This is a genomic window from Luteibacter pinisoli, assembly GCF_006385595.1.
In the GTDB taxonomy this organism is placed as follows: Bacteria; Pseudomonadota; Gammaproteobacteria; order Xanthomonadales; family Rhodanobacteraceae; genus Luteibacter; species Luteibacter pinisoli.
The window spans coordinates 2,680,669-2,696,372 of sequence record NZ_CP041046.1 but is presented as its reverse complement, the minus strand read 5'-3'; the positions used below and the strand labels follow the sequence as shown (position 1 = coordinate 2,696,372).

The following is a 15,704-nucleotide window of genomic DNA, read 5'->3' as shown; positions in this document are numbered from 1 at the left end:
GGCGCATGTACGTGCTGTGGGCCATTGTGGGCGCTGTCGTCGGTGGGCTGGTCGACCAGGGGATACCTGGTGCCGTGGCCGGCTTTGCCATCGGGCTGCTTTGGGCGCGGCTGTCGCAGACGCGCGCTGAGCTGGCCGAACTTCGCACGCGCCTCGCCGCCCCGGACGTCGCCGCGGCCCAGCCGGCAACGCGAGCCCCGGCCGACGAGCCGCCTGCCGCCGCGCAACCCTGGCCCGAGGCCACCCCGCCGTTCCGCAACGTGCGCGCGCCGTCGCCGGCACCGGCGTGGAGCGGCGCTGAGCCGCCGCCGATGCCGTCCGGCGCCACGCCTGCCGCTGCGTCGGCTTCCGTCGCCGCCCCGGTGCCCCCTGCGATTCCCGTGGAACCCGCTGGCCCCTCCGCCATCGAGCGCTTCTTCGATACCGCCAAGCGCTGGTTCACCGAAGGCAATGTGCCGGTGAAGGTCGGCATGCTGGTGCTGTTCGCCGGCATCGCCGCCTTCCTGAAATACGCCGCCGACCAGGGCCTGCTGCACGTGCCGGTGTCGGTGCGCCTGAGCATCGTGGCGCTGGCAGCGATCATCGGCGTGGGCTTTGGCTGGATGCAGCGCGACACGCGCCGTTCGTTCGCGCTTTCGCTGCAGGGCGGCGCGCTCGGCGTGCTGGTGATGACGGTGTTTGCCGCGTATCGCCTGTACGGCCTGCTCGATCCGTTGCCGACCTTCGTGCTGCTGGTGGTGTTCGTCGGGTCGCTGGGCATCCTCGCGGTGCTGCAGGATTCGCTGGCGCTGGCCGTGCTTGGCCTGATCGCCGGCTTCGCGGCGCCGATCATCGCGTCGAGCGGGCAGGGCAACCATGTCGCGTTGTTCTCGTACTACGCGGTGCTCAACCTCGGCATCTTCGGCATCGCCTGGAAGAAGGCCTGGCGCATCCTCAACGTGCTCGGCTTCGTCGGCACGTTCGGCGTCGGCACCGCGTGGGGCGTGCTGGGCTACCGGCCGGCGCTGTTCAACAGCACCGAGCCCTTCCTCATCCTGTTCTTCCTGCTGTACGTCGCCGTGCCCTGGCTGCACGTGCTGCGTTCGCCGCGACGCGACCGGGTCATCCTCGATGGCTCGCTGATGTTCGGCACGCCCATCGTCAGCCTGCTGCTGCAGGGCGCACTGCTCGACTGGCAGCCGATGCCGCTGGCGATGTCGGCCCTGATCGCCGCGGGCCTGTACGTCGCCATCGCCTACGCGGTGCGCCAGCGTGAGGACATGCACCTGCTGCGCGAGACCTGGGCGGTGCTGGCCGTGGCCTTCGCCACCATCGCCGTGCCGCTGGCGCTCAGCGCCACCGTCACCGCCTGCGTGTTCGCGCTGGAAGGCGCGGGCCTGGTCTGGCTGGGCTTCCGCCAGCATCGGCGCCTTCCGCGCTGGTCCGGCATGTTCCTGCAGCTGGCTTCGGGCGTGGCCTGGGCGCTGGCGGATTTCCCGCACAGCAGCGTGCGCGGCCTGCCGTTCGTCAACGCGTACTTCATCGGTGCGCTGCTGATCGCCGCGGGCGGCGTCGCCTGCCTTTGGCAGTACGACCGGCACAGCACCTCCAAGGGCATCGGCAGCCTCGCCCGCGCCGGCCTGCTGCTGTGGAGCACGGCGTGGTGGCTGCTCGGCTTTGGCGCCGAGATCGATGCCTTCCTGCTGCCCGACGCCTCGCGCTGGGCCGGCTGGATGGCCTTGCTGTCCGTCACGGGCTGGCTGCTGGCCGAGGGCACGCGCCACGTGCGCAAGCTCGACCTCGGCCTGTTGCTGGCGTGGTCCGTGCCGCTTGCGCTGCTGGTCACCGCGGCGATGGGGCCGTACGCCAATACGTACGACCTCCAGGTGTTCGCCGGCTGGCCGCTGACCAGCGTCATCGTCGCCGCCGTCACCGGCTGGTTTTCGCTGCGTGCCATCGCCGCACACGCGTACGCCGCGATCACCGCGCAGACGCTGTGGTGGGTGCGCTGGCTGGTCCTGGTGTTCGTCGCCACGCATGTGGCCTTCGGCTTCCGCCCGGCGGTGGGCGATGGCTGGCTGCTGCTCGCCTACGTCGCGCCTTCCTTGCTGGTGACCAAGCTCGCCCTGTGGTGGCCGCGCGCGATCACGCCGCCGCTGTCCATGCACGCGGAAGGCATCCGCCGTTCGGTCGGCATCGGTGGGCTCGGGCTCAGCCTGCTTATCGGCGCGTATGCGCTCACCGTCGCCGGCAACCCCAGCCCCTTGCCGTTCATCCCCGTGCTCAATCCGGTCGAGCTGGTACTCGTCGCCGTGTTTGGGTTGATCGCCCGCGCGATGTGGGATGACGAGACACCCCCCGGCCTGCGTCGCGCCCGCCCGGCGGTGCTCGCGGTGGCCTTCTTCATCATCGCCACCAGCATGACCCTGCGCGCCGTGCATCACCTTGGCGGCGTGCCATGGGATGACCATATGCCTGCCTCCAGCCTGGCCGAATTGTGGCTTACGGTGGTGTGGAGCGTTACAGGGGTGGTCGCGTGGGTGATGGGGTCGCGGCGGGGGCAGCGGATGCTCTGGCTTGCCGGCGCGGTATGCATGGCGCTGGTCCTGGCCAAGCTGCTGCTGATCGACCGCAGCCACCTCGGCAATCTCTTCGGCATCGCCTCGTTCATCGCCTATGGCCTGCTCTGCACGGTCATCGGTTACCTCGCACCCGCACCGCCAAGGCAGGCTTCAACGAATGCAACGGAATCCCCTCATGCGCCGTGACGGACGCATCGGTTTGTTCGTGATCTATGTCGCCGCGCTGGGCGCGGTGCTCTCGCCGGCGCGCGCCGGTGACGATCCGCAGTACGCGTACGGGTGGCCGATCCAGGCGCCGAAGGGCGCGGGCGCGTACCTCGTGGAACTGCCGCGCGAGGCCTACGCCTGGGCCCAGCCCGACGCCGGGCTCGCCGATGTCATCGTGGTGGACGCCAAGGGCCGCGAAGTGGCCTCGGGCCCGTACCGTCCGGCCGCGCCGACCTCGCATCCGCTGACCCTCGACGCGCCGCTGCTGCCCGTGCCCAACGGCAGCGATGGCGTGGCCGGCCCGAGCATCCGCCGCAGCACCAACGGCGACATCGTCATCGAACCGGGCGCCGCGCCCGCCACCGGCCACGTGCATGAGTGGCTGTTCGACGCGCGCAGCACGATCGCGCCGGAACGTCTCGAATTCCCGCCCACGCAGCGTGACGCCAAGCTCAGCGTGGACATCGACAGCAGCAACAACCTGCAGGACTGGACGTCCAGCGCGTCAGGCGCGTCCATCGTCACGCTCGGCCATGGCGAAGGTGCCGTCGATGCCCGCGTGGTGAAGCTCGCCGGCATGGCCGCGCGTTACTACCGCGTGCGCACCAACAGCGACGATGCGCCGTGGGAAGCGGACGCCCGGGTCACGTTGTCCGGCAGCGTCGAGGATGCCGCCGCGCGCGACCAGGCCACGCGTGTGTGGCTGGATGCGGCAAGCACCGCCACGGCCGCCAGCGGCGGTGGCGTCGACTATGACTACAAGCTGCCCGCGGCACTGCCGGTGAGCGCGGTGCGCGTCACGCTGGGTGAGGGCGACAGCGTCGCCCGCCTGGAAGCGATCTCGGTGAACAGCGCCGTGAGCGGCGATACGCTCGGCATCATCGTGGTGACGCCCGGCCAGGACGACCAGCGGCCGCTCGGCGTGCCGCCCCAGCGTCGCCAGCTGATCCGCCTGCACTCGGCCACGCCGCTGCGTAGCGCCCCGAAACTCAGCGTGGGCTGGCGACCGGACCGCTTCGTCTTCCTGCCGGAAGGCGAGCCGCCGTACCGCCTGCAGGTGGGTAGCGCGAGCGCCCGTCGCGCCGCATGGCCCGTGGACGACGCCGTCGCCGCCCTGCGTACCCGCAACGGCCCCGCCTGGCGTCCCGAGGCGGTGACCCTGGGCGAGGCGCACCCGCTGGCCGGCGCGAAGGCCCTGACCAGCACGGCGCCGTTCGACTGGACCCGGCCGGTGCTGTGGATCGTGCTGCTGCTCGGCGCCGCCCTGGTCGCCGGCATGGCCGCCACCCTGCTGCGCAAGCCGCCGCCGGCCGATCCAGGCGACCCGGAGGCCCATTGAGGCAGTGTGCACGGTGAACGCGCGATAATGCGCGTCCACCGTACGCGTTGAGCCCCATGCCGTCCTATTCGCCCCCCGGCCTGTTCGCCGAACCCGAAGCCCTCAAGCCCCTCGCCGAGCGCATGCGCCCGCGCAGCCTCGACGAGATCGTGGGCCAGGTGCGCGTGGTGGGCGAGGGCAAGCCCCTGCGCCGCGCGCTGGAAGCGGGCAAGGTGCATTCGATGATCCTGTGGGGGCCGCCGGGCTGCGGCAAGACCACGCTCGCGCTGCTGGTTGCGCGTTACGCGGATGCGGATTTCCGGGCGATTTCCGCGGTGATGAGCGGGTTGCCCGATGTGCGCAAGGCGCTGGCCGAAGCCGAGGGTAATTTCGCCCAGGGTCGGCGCACCGTGTTGTTCGTCGACGAAGTGCACCGTTTCAACAAGGCCCAGCAGGATGCGTTCCTCCCGTACATCGAACGCGGCGTCATCATCTTCGTCGGCGCGACCACGGAAAACCCGTCGTTCGAACTGAACTCCGCGTTGCTCTCGCGCTGCCGCGTGCACGTGCTGGACGCGGTCAGCCCGGACGACATCGTCGCCGCGCTGCGCCGCGCGCTGGCCGACAGCGAACGTGGCCTCGGCGAGCTGAACCTGAGCGTGGACGATGCGTCGCTGAAGCTGATCGCCTCCGCCGCCGATGGCGACGTGCGCCGCGGCCTCACCCTGCTGGAAATCGCCGGGGAACTTGCCGACGACGGCCGCATCGACGACGCCACGCTCGTGCAGGTACTGGCCGACCGCACGCGCCGCTTCGACAAGAGCGGCGAGCAGTTCTACGACCAGATCTCCGCGCTGCATAAATCCGTGCGCTCGTCCGATCCGGACGCCGCCGTGTACTGGCTCACCCGCATGCTCGACGGCGGCTGCGATCCGCTTTACCTCGCCCGGCGCATGACCCGCATGGCGGTGGAAGACGTCGGCCTGGCCGAGCCGCGCGCGTGGCGCATGGCGCTGGACGCATGGGATACGTACGAGCGCCTCGGCAGCCCCGAAGGCGAACTCGGCCTCGCCCAGCTGGCGATCTGGCTGGCCATTTCGCCGAAGAGCAACGCGGCGTACATGGCGTACAACAAGGCCCGCGACGTGGTGAAGCAGATGGGCACGCTGGATGTGCCCATGCACCTGCGCAACGCGCCAACCAAGCTGATGAAGGGCCTCGGCTACGGCCAGGGCTACCAGTACGACCATGACGCCGAGGGCGGCGTGGCGCTGGACCAGGTCTGCCTGCCGGATGAACTGGTCGGCACCACGTTCTACGAACCCGTCGACCGTGGCCTCGAGCTCAAGCTTCGCGAAAAGCTCAACGCCCTCCGCGCCGCCCGTGCCGCCGCCCGCGAGAAGTAAGCCGCGTCAGTGGGCCTTGTCGGTGTCGAGGGTGGTGTAGAGCTTGCCTAGCGCCGCGGTCTTTCCGCGGATCACGTCCATGTCCGCGCCCACCAGTTCGGCAGGCGTGAGCTCCCGCCCGAAGAACCGCTTCAGGATGTCTTTCGGCGAGGCGTCGAAGCCTTCGGCCATCAACGCCGCGTAGCGCTTCTGGAAGTCGGCGGGATCCTTCGTCGCCATGGCGAACATCTTCGTCGCCAGCAGGCCGGCGTTGAGGTAGTTCACCAGGTACAGCGGATCCTGGAACATCAGGCGCTTGCCAGCCCATGCGTGGGACAGTTCGGGATCGATCGCCGGCCAGATCTCAAAGCGCTTCGTGATATCCAGCGTGAGCGCATCCATGTCCGCCGCGTTGCGGATCTTTCCGGCCACGACGCCGTCGTAGATGCCTTCCTCCAGTTGCGCTTCCTCCGCGGAGGTGAAGATCTCGAAGGTCATCTCGTCCAACTGCGCCTGCAGGTAATACGCCTTCGCCGCCGGATCGTTCGTGTGCTGGTAGAGGTATTCGTAGAACAGCATCTCGTTGAGGATGGCGATGCCTTCGTTCATCCAGCTGGGGCCGTGGTTGAAGAAGGGCGACACGCCGTGTTCGTTCATCAGTTGCGTGTGCATGGCATGGCCGCCCTCGTGCGCGACGACGCTGGCCGCCTTCACCGTGGGCTGCCACACGCCAAGGAACAACGTGCCCGGTGCGCCCGGTGCGGTGATCGAGAAGTTGTCGTCCTCGCGCGTGCCCTGCACGGTGGCGAGATCCGTACGCTTCGTCGCCGGATCGAGCAGTGCGCGGAAATGCGCGGTGTAGTCGGCGCCGAGCGGGGCGAGTGCCGCAGGGATTACCTCGCGCAGCCGGGCTTCATCAAACGCGGGCGGGGTGAAGCCGGGCAGCGGCATGCTCAGGTCCCAGCTGTGTGCCTGGTCGACACCAAGGCGACGCGCGGTGTGGGCGGCGCGCAGCGTCTGGTAGGCCTGCAGTACGGAGGCCTGTGCCTCCACGGCGTTCGCCGTGGCATCGACGTCGGCGCGGGTGAAGAGGCGGCCGAAATACGTGGCTTCCGGTGCGTCTGCAAAGTGGTGAAGCTTCGCGGTGCGGTCGCCCAGGCGGACGATGCCGGCAAGGATCGCGGCATAGGTCTCCGACGATGCCGCCAGCGCCGCCTGCTTTTGCTTCCACGCCTGCTCGCGCACGTGGCGGTCCGGGTCCGTCGCGAGCATGTCGGCGTCCTTGCCCGCGTCGAGGTCGCCCTTCGCGGTATGGACCGTGCCGTAGTGGGTGGCTCGGCGGGTCTTCTGGTAGATGGCCCAGAACGAGCTGCTGTCCTGGTCCGCCAGCGAAGACTCAATGGCTTCCTCGCTTTCGGGCAGTTCATGCGGTAGATCGCGCGTGGCGCGTTCCAGCAACCAGTGATAGTGGGCGAGGGCAGGCAAGGCGGTGGCATCTTTCGCGAAACCGGCATCGCCGACATTGCGCAAGGTTTTACGCGTGCGCTCCGCCACGCTCGCCGCGGCGTCCCCCACGCTCGACGCGGCGTCCTTCGACGCATGGTCATCGATATCCAGCGCCGTACGCAGGTGCAGCCACGCCTGGTGGCGCTGGTTGCGGGCCATCAGTGCTTCGCCGCGGTGGATGTACTCGAGCAGCGCCGCGGGCGTGGGCTTGTCGAGCACCGGCAGGGCCTCGCTGTCGGCCAGCAACTGCGTGCGGTCGGCCGCTTCGGCGGCGGCGCTGGGGAACCAGATCGACGGATCGATGCGGCGGTCCTCGGCGTGGGCGGCGGCCGTGGCGAGGGCGAGGCAGAGGGCGAGGTGGCGTTTTGTCATGCCTGCACGCTAGCAGCGCGTGGCAGGCCGTGCTTTACCCGGATTAGCGCGACCGACGCCAGGCCGTGGGCGTCACCGCATGCACCGCGCGGAACGAGCGCGAGAACTGCGCCGCGCCGGCGAAGCCGCATTCCAGCGCAATCTCCAGCAAGGGACGGCGCGTGCTGCGCAGCAGCTGCGCCGCACGCTCCACGCGCAGGCGGCGCAGGTAATCGCCGGGCGTGCAGTGGTGGAACAGCCGGAAGCTGCGCGCCAGGTGCACGGGATGACGCCGCCGCGAGATCGGCCAGCGTGGCGTTGCGTGCCGGGTCTTCATGCAGGTACTCACGCACCCGGCGCAGCCAGCCCGGTTCCATGAGCGAGAGCTCGGCCATGCCGCGGCCGGTCTCCGCCAGCACATCCAGGGCAAGCGACTGCACGCTGAGCTGGGTGTGGTCGTCGTCCACCGCCATGGCCTGCACGATCTGGGCGCCCATGGCCTGCAGCGTGCGTGAGCGATGCACGAGGGGGCGGCCGTCGAGCCGTGCGCGGTGCTCGGCCAGCAGGCCGCTGAGCGTGTCGTCCGGGGCGAAGATCACCTTGCGCGTGTAGGCGTTGCCAAAGCGCTGGGCGTGCGAGGCATGGGCCGGGCAGTAGAGCAGGTCGCCCGCGGCGTGCTCGTTGCGCATGCCGAGGATGCTTTCCTCGTAGTGGCCTTCGACGACCAGGCAGAACCACGCCTCGTCGTGGCGGTGCTCGGCCATGCGGCCGCCGGGCCGGTACGCCGATACGTGCAAATCCACGATGCCACTCATCGCTCACTCCCTGGCCATGACCCCGGGGACTATGCGCGGCACGGCCCGGACCCCGCAAGACCCCTGCCAAAAGGCGGATATCGAACGGGGGCGGGCGGTCGTACGCTCGGGCAACCACCACGGGAGAGTCGTCATGCGCCTGACTATCGCTACCCTCATCGGCGGACTCGTGATGTTTTTCTGGGGGGCCTTCGCGCACATGGTGCTGCCGCTGGGCAACATGTCCATGCGCGCGCCGCTCGACGAAACGCGCCTCCTCGACACCATGCGCACGGCCCTGCCGCAGGAGCCGGGCATCTACGTGCTGCCGTACTTCGACATGGCCACGCGTGGCGACGACAAGGCCGTGCAGGCGTATGTCGCCAAGACGGAAGCCAACCCCTACGCCTTCATCGTCTACCAGCCGCAGGGCCGCAACCCGATGGCGATGGGCCACAACCTGTTCCACCAGTGGCTGAGCGACACGCTGGCCGCACTGCTCGTGGCCCTGGTGATGCTGCGCGCGGGCGCGAGCTTCAGCCGCGGCCTGCTCATCGGCCTCGCCTTCGGTGTGTTTACCTGGTTGAGCCTCAGCGTGCCGTTCTGGAACTGGTACCGCTTCCCGGCGCCCTTCACCTTCGGTTACCTCATCGAACAAGCCTTCGGCTGGCTGCTCGCCGGTGCGGCGATGGGCTGGTGGTTGTCGCGCAAGCGCGCCTGATCGCGCCGGCGTGATCCTGCTTAGTCGAAGAGGCCGGTGGCGTGGTACGCCTCGATGATGTTGTCGAAGGCATCGATGTCCGCGCGGCCACGCGCAACGAGTTGCGCCCCTTCGATCGCGGCGAAGATCGCCAGGGCGCGAGCGTCCAGCAGGTGCGGTTCGGTGTCGGGGTGTCGCGCCTGCAACACGCCGCGCAGCCAGTGCGTATTCACCGCGGTGAAACGATCCACTTCCACGCGGGCGATGTCGGGCAGGTCGTTGTACTCGGCGGCCATGATCCCGCACAGGCACATCTTGTTGTCGTCGGCGAGCGCCTTGCGGAACGCCGACGTATAGACGTCCATCAGCGCGCGATGCTCACGGGGCGTCGCCTGCAGCTCCTCCAGGAACACCTCCGCCTCGTCGGCGTAGCGCTTGGCTAGCGCCGAGGCGAGATCGCCCTTGGTGGGGAAGTAGTAGTGGACGCTCGCACTTTTTACGCCCACGTCCTTGGCGAGCTCGCGGAAGCTCAGGGCGTTGTAGCCGTGGTGCTGCACGGCCACCCGGGCCGCCGCCATGATGCTTTCGCGCATGTTCGTGGTCATGCGCCCAGTCTACCAGAGGCAGCTATCTATCGGTTGATAGGGGTTGACAGCCGCGCCAGACCGGCCTAGCCTTCGCCTCATTCCATCTATCTATCGATCGATAGGTAGCTCCTCATCAGGTGCCCCCCCATGAAAATCTACGACCGTTCTGGCTTCCCCAACCCCGCCCGCATCCGCATCGTCCTGGCTGCCAAGGGCTTCGACACGGCCGTCGAGTTCGTCCCGGTAGACCTGATCGCCGCCGAGCACAAGCAGGACGCGTTCCTGGCCAAAAACCCGTCCGGTGTCGTGCCGGTGCTGGAACTCGACGACGGCACGCTGATCTCCGAGTCCACCGCCATCACCGAATACTTCGACAACCTCGACGGCGACCCGATCCTCACTGGGCGTACGCCGAAGGAGAAGGCCGTCGTCCACATGATGCAGCGTCGCGCCGAGGCATATGTCACCGACGCGATCGGCCTGTATTTCCATCATGCGACGCCGGGTCTTGGTGCATCGTTGAAGGCCTACAAGAGCCCGGAGTGGGATGGACGCGACGCGATGGGCCAGCGCGAGGGCGAGAAAGTGCGTGCCGGCATGCGGTACTTCAACGAGATTCTGCAAAGCCGTCCGTACCTGGCAGGCGATGACTTCTCGATGGCCGATATCACGCTGTTCGCAGGGCTGATGCATGCGGACGTCTCGGGCATCAACGTGCCGGCGGACTATGCCGCGCTGCTCGACTGGCGGGCGCGCGTGTCCGAGCTACCCAGCGTCAAGAACCGCACCGGCCAGGCCTTCCTGCAGGAAGACCTGACGCGTCTCGGGTTCTGATCAGCCCGCGAGCGGCGCCCCGGCACTCGTTGGCAGTTGTGAGGCATAGGCCCGTTGATACGCGGGCCGTGCTTCACCCCGTGCAACGTAGGCCGCAAGTTTCGGGAACTCATCCAAAAGGCCCGACATCTTCAGGCGGATCAGCACGGAGATCATCATCAGGTCGCCGACGGTGAAGCTGCCTTCTAGCCATTCCGCATCGCCGAGTCTGGCGGAGAGCTGGCCCAGCCGGTTGCGGATGCGATCCAGCACCAGCGGCATGCGCTCGGCGGCCCACGGCTTATCGGCTTCGACGATACGCGCGATGGTGAGGTCCAGGATCGGCGGCTCGACCGTATTCACCGCGGCGAACAACCACATCAGCGCACGCGCCCGGGCGTTCGCATCGTCGGGAAGCAGGACAGGCGATTTCTGTGCGATATGGAAGACGATCGCCCCCGATTCGAAGAGGGTGAGGTCGCCTTCCTGGAACACGGGGATCTGCCCGAAGGGCTGCAGGGCCATGTGTTCCGGCTCCTTCATCGCCTGGAAGGACACCGGGCGCAGCTCATAGGCCAGGCCGGCTTCCTCCAGCGCCCAGCGCACCCGCGTATCCCGTGCCAGGCCCCTGCCGCCGTCCGGCGAACGCTCGAAACACCGAAGGATGATGGACATCGTCTGGCTCCTCGTGGCGGAAGAAGATCGGCGGCGCCTACCTTAAGCCTTTTCGACCGCGCCTGCGTCGACGGCCAGGGCACGCTGGATCGCGTCGCCCTTGCGCTCGCTGTAGCGGCTCACCAGATAGTCGCTGCGGCCGCGCACCATCAGGGTGAACTTCACCAGCTCCTCCATGACATCGACCACGCGATCGTAAAACGGCGACGGCTTCATCCGCCCGTGCTCATCAAACTCCTGCCATGCCTTCGCCACCGACGACTGGTTCGGGATGGTGACCATGCGCATCCAGCGGCCCAGCACGCGCAGCGCATTGACCACGTTGAACGACTGCGAGCCGCCGCACACCTGCATCACGGCCAGCGTCCGACCCTGCGTCGGCCGCACGCTGCCGTCTTCCAGCGGCAGCCAGTCAATCTGGTTCTTGAACACCCCGGTGATCGTGCCGTGGCGCTCCGGGCTCACCCACACCTGGCCTTCCGACCACAGCGACCACTCGCGCAGGCGCTGCACCTCGGGGTGGCTCGACGGCACGCTATCCAGCAGCGGCAATGCATGGGGATCGAAGACACGCGTCTCCGCGCCGAGGTGCTGGAGGATGCGCTCCGCTTCCAGGGCCAGCTTTCGCGAGAACGAGGTGGGGCGCAGCGAGCCGTACAGGAGAAGGATCCGCGGCGGGTGGCCGGCGTCGTCCGCGGCCCGCAGCTGGTCGGTGTCCGGCGGGCGCAGGTGGTCGAGATGCAGGTGGGGCAGGTCGGTCGTCATGGGATTGCTCGGGCTTCAACGTTTCCAGTATTCTAGAATAATGGAAACAAACGTCGCCATCGACTCCCTCGCCGCACTGGGCCACGCCAAGCGGCTGGCCATCTTTCGCCTGCTCGTCGTCGCCGGCCACAAGGGCCGCATGGCCGGCGACATCGGCGACGCCCTCGGGATTCCCGGCGCCACGCTGTCGTTCCACCTGAAAGAACTCCTCCAGGCCGGCCTGGTCACCGCCGAACCGCAGGGCCGCTTCGTCTGCTACCGCGCCGCGTTCGATGCGATGAGCGGCCTGATCGCCTACCTCACCGATAACTGCTGCGCTGATGATCCGCAGGGCGGCTGTGCCCCGCTGAAACGAGAAACCCGATGACCACGTCTCGCCGCATCCTGTTTGTCTGCACCGGAAACTCCGCACGCAGCGTGCTCGCCGAAGCGACGCTGCGCGCATGGGGCGCCGGCCGCTACGAGGCGTACAGCGCCGGCAGCCAGCCCGCCGGCCGGATCAACCCCTACGCCATCGCCACGCTCGACGCCGAAGGCATCGCCAGCGATGGCCTGCGCAGCAAGTCGTGGGATGAGTTCGCCGGCGACAACGGGATGCCCGTGGATGTCGTCGTCACCGTCTGCGACAGCGCGGCCGCCGAGCCGTGTCCGGTGTTCTTCGGTGATTTCATCCGCACCCATTGGGGTCTGCCCGATCCGGCCGCCGTCGAAGGCGACGACGCCACGAAGCGCCACGCCTTCGCGGCGGCGCACGCCACGATCAAGGCGCGGCTGCACGCGTTCCTGGCGTTGAGCGATGGCACCTGGTCCGATCGCGAGGCACTCACCGCGGCCCTGCATCGCATCGGCCATATCGAGGCGGCGGATTCCCCTTCGCGCGCTTGACACACCCGCCATCGACGGTGCATTTGATAAGACACTCCGCCATGCCAAGCTGAGGTGTCCGATGGACGACGTACTCATCGTAGGCGCAGGCCCCACCGGGCTGGTGCTGGCCTTGTGGCTCACGGCCCAGGGCGTGAAGGTCCGGATCATCGACAAGAAGGACGGCCCCGGTGACACCTCCCGGGCCATGGTCGTCCAGGCCCGCACCCTGGAGCTCTACCGCCAGCTCGACCTGGCCGAGACCCTGCTCAAGCAAGGCCACCACATGGCGGCTATCAACATGTGGACGAAGGGCAAGCCTGCCGCCCGGCTGATCTTCGCGGACGCCGGCAAGGACATCTCGCCGTACCCCTATCCGCTGGTCTATCCGCAGGACTACCACGAGCGCACCCTGGGCGAGCGCTTGGCCAGCATGGACGTGACCGTCGAGCGGCGCACCGAGCTGGTCTCGATGGAGCAGGGCGATGACTCGGTCACCGCTCGCCTGCGCCGTGCCGACGGCAGCGAAGAAACCACCACCGCGCGTTACCTCGCTGCCTGCGATGGCGCGCGTTCCACCGTGCGTGAGCAGCTGAAGCTCGGTTTCGAAGGTGGCACGTACCGCTCGGTGTTCTACGTGGCCGACGTGACGCTCGCTGGCTTGCAGCGGCCCGAGGAAGGCCATGTGTCGATCGAGCACGGTGACTTCGTACTGGTGCTGCCGTACGGCACCGAGGGCAAATCACGCCTGATCGGTTCGATCGACGACGAGCGTGCCGAGCGGGCGGAAGAACTGACGTTCGAGGACGTGCACCAGGATGCGATCAAGCGCATCGGCGTCAGTGTGGAGGAGGTTACCTGGTTCTCCAGCTACCGCGTGCATCACCGTGTGGCGGACACGTTCCGACGCGAGCGGATCCTGATCCTCGGTGACGCCGGCCACGTGCATAGCCCAGCGGGCGGGCAGGGCATGAATACCGGCATCCTCGACGCGATCAACCTGGCGTGGAAACTTGCTGCGGTCCTCCAGGACAACGCACCGGATGCCTTGCTCGACACCTACGACCGTGAGCGCCGCGGCTTCGCCCACCAGCTGGTGCACAGCACGGACCGCGCGTTCACGATGATGACCGCCGGTGGCAGCGTCGCGGACTTCCTGCGGGTGAACATCTTCCCGCACGTGGCGGGTGCGGCATTCAAGCTGGAGATGGCGCGCGAGGCGATGTTCCGGCTGATTTCGCAGACGTCACTGGCGTATCCCGAGAGCGCGTTGAGCGACGGGAAGGCTGGCGAGGTGAAGGGCGGCGATCGCCTGCCGTGGGTGAAAACCGAAGGCGGCGACAACTTCGCGCCGCTGGACCGGATCGGCTGGCAGGTGCACGTGTATGGCACGGCCCAGCCGGAGCTGCGGGCCTGGTGCCTGCACCGGGGCGTGGCGCTGCGGGACTTCCCCTGGCAGGCGGAGTACGCCAAGGCCGGGCTGGCTGAGGATGCGGCCTACCTGCTGCGGCCGGATACCTGGGTGGCGCTGGCCGAGCCAGGCGGGGCGGTGGAGGCGCTGGAGACGTATTTCTCCAGCCGGGGTTTCCAGCCCGGGCGGGCCAAAGCCCCGGAGCCCATGCGATAATCAAAGACCGCCAACCACGGATAGCCCCACCATGCTGGATCCCGCACTCCTGCGCGGCCGCCTTGCCGAAACGGCAGAACGCCTCCGCGCCGCCCGCCATTTCGACCTCGACGTTGTCACCATCGAGCGCCTGGAATCCGAGCGCAAGGCCCTCTCCACGGAGACCCAGGAGCTGCAGAACCTGCGTAACACCCGTTCCAAGGCCATCGGCCAGGCGAAAGCCAAGGGTGAGGACGTGGCGCCGCTGATGGCGGAAGTGGCGGGCATCGGCGACACCCTGAAGGCCAACGAGCAGGCCCTGGCGGATGTCCAGGCCAAGCTCGCGGATATCAGCGCCGGTATCCCGAATATCCCCGATGCCGAAGTGGCCATTGGCAAGGACGAGACGGAGAACGTCGAGATCCTGCGCTGGGGCCACCCCAAGGCGTTTGATTTCCCGGTGCAGGACCACGTCGACCTGGGCGGCCGCCACGGCTGGCTGGATGCCGACGCGGGTGCGAAGCTGAGCGGTGCGCGCTTCACGGTGCTGCGCGGCCAGCTGGCCCACCTGCATCGCGCGCTCGCGCAGTTCATGCTTGACCTGCACACGACCCAGCACGGTTACCTTGAGCACAACGTGCCGCTGATCGTGAATGCGGATTCGATGTACGGCACGACGCAGCTGCCGAAGTTCGAGGACGACCTGTTTGGCGTCAACGTCGACGACAAGAAGCGTTACTTGATTCCGACCGCGGAAGTGGCGCTGACCAACCTGGTCCGCGACAGCATCGTCGAAGCCGACCAGCTGCCGATGCGCATGACGGCCCACTCGATGTGCTTCCGTGCGGAAGCCGGCAGCTACGGCCGCGACACCCGCGGCATGATCCGCCAGCACCAGTTCGAGAAGGTGGAGATGGTGCAGATCACCGCCCCCGAGCACAGCATGGCGGCGCTCGAGGAAATGGTCGGCCACGCGGAAACCGTGCTGCAGAAGCTCGGCCTGCCGTACCGCAAGGTGATGCTGTGCAGCGGCGACATGGGCTTCGCCGCCGCCAAGACCTACGACCTCGAAGTCTGGCTGCCCAGCCAGAACACCTACCGCGAAATCAGCAGCTGCTCCAACTGCACCGACTTCCAGGCCCGCCGCATGCAGGCCCGCTGGCGCAACCCGGCCACGGGCAAGCCGGAGCTGGTGCATACGCTTAATGGCTCGGGGCTGGCCGTGGGCCGTACGCTGGTTGCTGTGATGGAGAATTTTCAGCAGAAGGATGGGAGCATTGAGGTTCCTGAGGTGCTGCGGCCCTACATGGCTGGGATCGAAGCCATTAGCTGACCCGTTCAGGTACAATCGGCGCGCTGGGGCAATCCCGGCGCGCTGCGAAAAAATACGGAGAGATGGCCGAGTGGTTTAAGGCAGCAGTCTTGAAAACTGCCGTAGGTGTAAGCCTACCGTGGGTTCGACAAGGCGGCGCAGCCGCCGCAGGACGCCCGGAGGGCGGTCCCGACCACCGGGAGGAATTCGTCGCGAAGCGGCGAACAATCCCACTCGGCGTCCGAGCCACCTGGACGGTG

Annotated in this window: 15 protein-coding genes; 10 read left to right on the top strand and 5 right to left on the bottom strand. The window is 67.9% G+C overall.

Going from position 1 to position 15,704, the window contains the following annotated elements; genetic code table 11:
• Nucleotides 1-5 precede the first annotated feature (5 nt).
• Genes FIV34_RS12285 through FIV34_RS12275 form a run of 3 tightly spaced genes read left to right on the top strand, consistent with a single transcriptional unit; the run spans nucleotide 6 to nucleotide 5,492 of the window.
• Nucleotides 6-2,747: a DUF2339 domain-containing protein gene (locus FIV34_RS12285; RefSeq protein ID WP_139983154.1), complete on the top strand. Its 2,742-nt coding sequence runs from the start codon at nucleotides 6-8 to the stop codon at nucleotides 2,745-2,747.
• On the top strand, nucleotides 2,737-4,107 hold the full coding sequence (locus tag FIV34_RS12280; protein ID WP_170207620.1) for a DUF3999 family protein: 1,371 nt from the start codon (nucleotides 2,737-2,739) through the stop codon (nucleotides 4,105-4,107). Before FIV34_RS12285 ends, FIV34_RS12280 begins: the two co-directional genes overlap by 11 nt.
• A gap of 56 nt (nucleotides 4,108-4,163) precedes the next feature.
• Complete coding sequence (locus FIV34_RS12275) at nucleotides 4,164-5,492, top strand: replication-associated recombination protein A (RefSeq protein ID WP_139983150.1); 1,329 nt, start codon at nucleotides 4,164-4,166, stop codon at nucleotides 5,490-5,492.
• A gap of 6 nt (nucleotides 5,493-5,498) precedes the next feature.
• On the opposite strand, the gene FIV34_RS12270 is transcribed toward FIV34_RS12275, so the two are convergent.
• Both FIV34_RS12270 and FIV34_RS21525 read right to left on the bottom strand, forming a co-directional pair.
• On the bottom strand, nucleotides 5,499-7,349 hold the full coding sequence (locus tag FIV34_RS12270; RefSeq protein WP_139983148.1) for a M3 family metallopeptidase: 1,851 nt from the start codon (nucleotides 7,347-7,349) through the stop codon (nucleotides 5,499-5,501).
• 43 nt (nucleotides 7,350-7,392) lie between these two features.
• Nucleotides 7,393-7,665 carry a helix-turn-helix domain-containing protein gene (locus FIV34_RS21525; RefSeq protein ID WP_170207619.1) on the bottom strand — a complete coding sequence of 91 codons (273 nt, stop codon included), beginning with the start codon at nucleotides 7,663-7,665 and terminating at the stop codon, nucleotides 7,393-7,395.
• Between FIV34_RS21525 and FIV34_RS21520 the strand changes: the two genes are divergently transcribed.
• Both FIV34_RS21520 and FIV34_RS12260 read left to right on the top strand, forming a co-directional pair.
• Complete coding sequence (locus tag FIV34_RS21520; protein WP_170207618.1) at nucleotides 7,664-7,843, top strand: hypothetical protein; 180 nt, start codon at nucleotides 7,664-7,666, stop codon at nucleotides 7,841-7,843. The genes FIV34_RS21525 and FIV34_RS21520 overlap by 2 nt on opposite strands.
• A gap of 433 nt (nucleotides 7,844-8,276) precedes the next feature.
• A complete protein-coding gene (locus FIV34_RS12260; RefSeq protein ID WP_139983144.1) occupies nucleotides 8,277-8,843 on the top strand; it encodes a hypothetical protein in 567 nt (188 codons plus the stop codon).
• A 20-nt stretch (nucleotides 8,844-8,863) separates the two neighbouring features.
• On the opposite strand, the gene FIV34_RS12255 is transcribed toward FIV34_RS12260, so the two are convergent.
• Nucleotides 8,864-9,427, bottom strand: a complete 564-nt coding sequence (locus FIV34_RS12255) for a TetR/AcrR family transcriptional regulator (protein ID WP_170207617.1) — start codon at nucleotides 9,425-9,427, stop codon at nucleotides 8,864-8,866.
• Nucleotides 9,428-9,556: 129 nt separating this feature from the next.
• Here FIV34_RS12255 and FIV34_RS12250 point away from each other — a divergent pair, with 129 nt between their 5' ends.
• On the top strand, nucleotides 9,557-10,243 hold the full coding sequence (locus tag FIV34_RS12250) for a glutathione S-transferase family protein (RefSeq protein ID WP_139983142.1): 687 nt from the start codon (nucleotides 9,557-9,559) through the stop codon (nucleotides 10,241-10,243).
• Here FIV34_RS12250 and FIV34_RS12245 read toward each other — a convergent pair whose 3' ends face one another.
• Both FIV34_RS12245 and arsH read right to left on the bottom strand, forming a co-directional pair.
• A complete protein-coding gene (locus FIV34_RS12245) occupies nucleotides 10,244-10,897 on the bottom strand; it encodes a glutathione S-transferase family protein (RefSeq protein ID WP_139983140.1) in 654 nt (217 codons plus the stop codon). It lies immediately after the preceding gene.
• Nucleotides 10,898-10,939: 42 nt separating this feature from the next.
• On the bottom strand, nucleotides 10,940-11,662 hold the full coding sequence (gene arsH, locus FIV34_RS12240) for an arsenical resistance protein ArsH (RefSeq protein ID WP_139983138.1): 723 nt from the start codon (nucleotides 11,660-11,662) through the stop codon (nucleotides 10,940-10,942).
• A gap of 40 nt (nucleotides 11,663-11,702) precedes the next feature.
• Between arsH and FIV34_RS12235 the strand changes: the two genes are divergently transcribed.
• The 4 genes from FIV34_RS12235 to serS all read left to right on the top strand — a co-directional run bounded on the left by FIV34_RS12235 (nucleotide 11,703) and on the right by serS (nucleotide 15,465).
• Complete coding sequence (locus FIV34_RS12235) at nucleotides 11,703-12,029, top strand: ArsR/SmtB family transcription factor (protein WP_139983136.1); 327 nt, start codon at nucleotides 11,703-11,705, stop codon at nucleotides 12,027-12,029.
• Nucleotides 12,026-12,547, top strand: a complete 522-nt coding sequence (locus FIV34_RS12230) for an arsenate reductase ArsC (RefSeq protein ID WP_139983133.1) — start codon at nucleotides 12,026-12,028, stop codon at nucleotides 12,545-12,547. The genes FIV34_RS12235 and FIV34_RS12230 overlap by 4 nt, the downstream gene beginning before the upstream one ends.
• A 61-nt stretch (nucleotides 12,548-12,608) precedes the next feature.
• Complete coding sequence (locus FIV34_RS12225; RefSeq protein ID WP_139983131.1) at nucleotides 12,609-14,153, top strand: FAD-dependent oxidoreductase; 1,545 nt, start codon at nucleotides 12,609-12,611, stop codon at nucleotides 14,151-14,153.
• A 31-nt stretch (nucleotides 14,154-14,184) separates the two neighbouring features.
• Nucleotides 14,185-15,465 (top strand): serine--tRNA ligase, encoded by a 1,281-nt coding sequence (gene serS / locus FIV34_RS12220; RefSeq protein ID WP_139983129.1) that lies wholly within the window; start codon nucleotides 14,185-14,187, stop codon nucleotides 15,463-15,465.
• The last annotated feature ends 239 nt before the right edge of the window (nucleotides 15,466-15,704 follow it).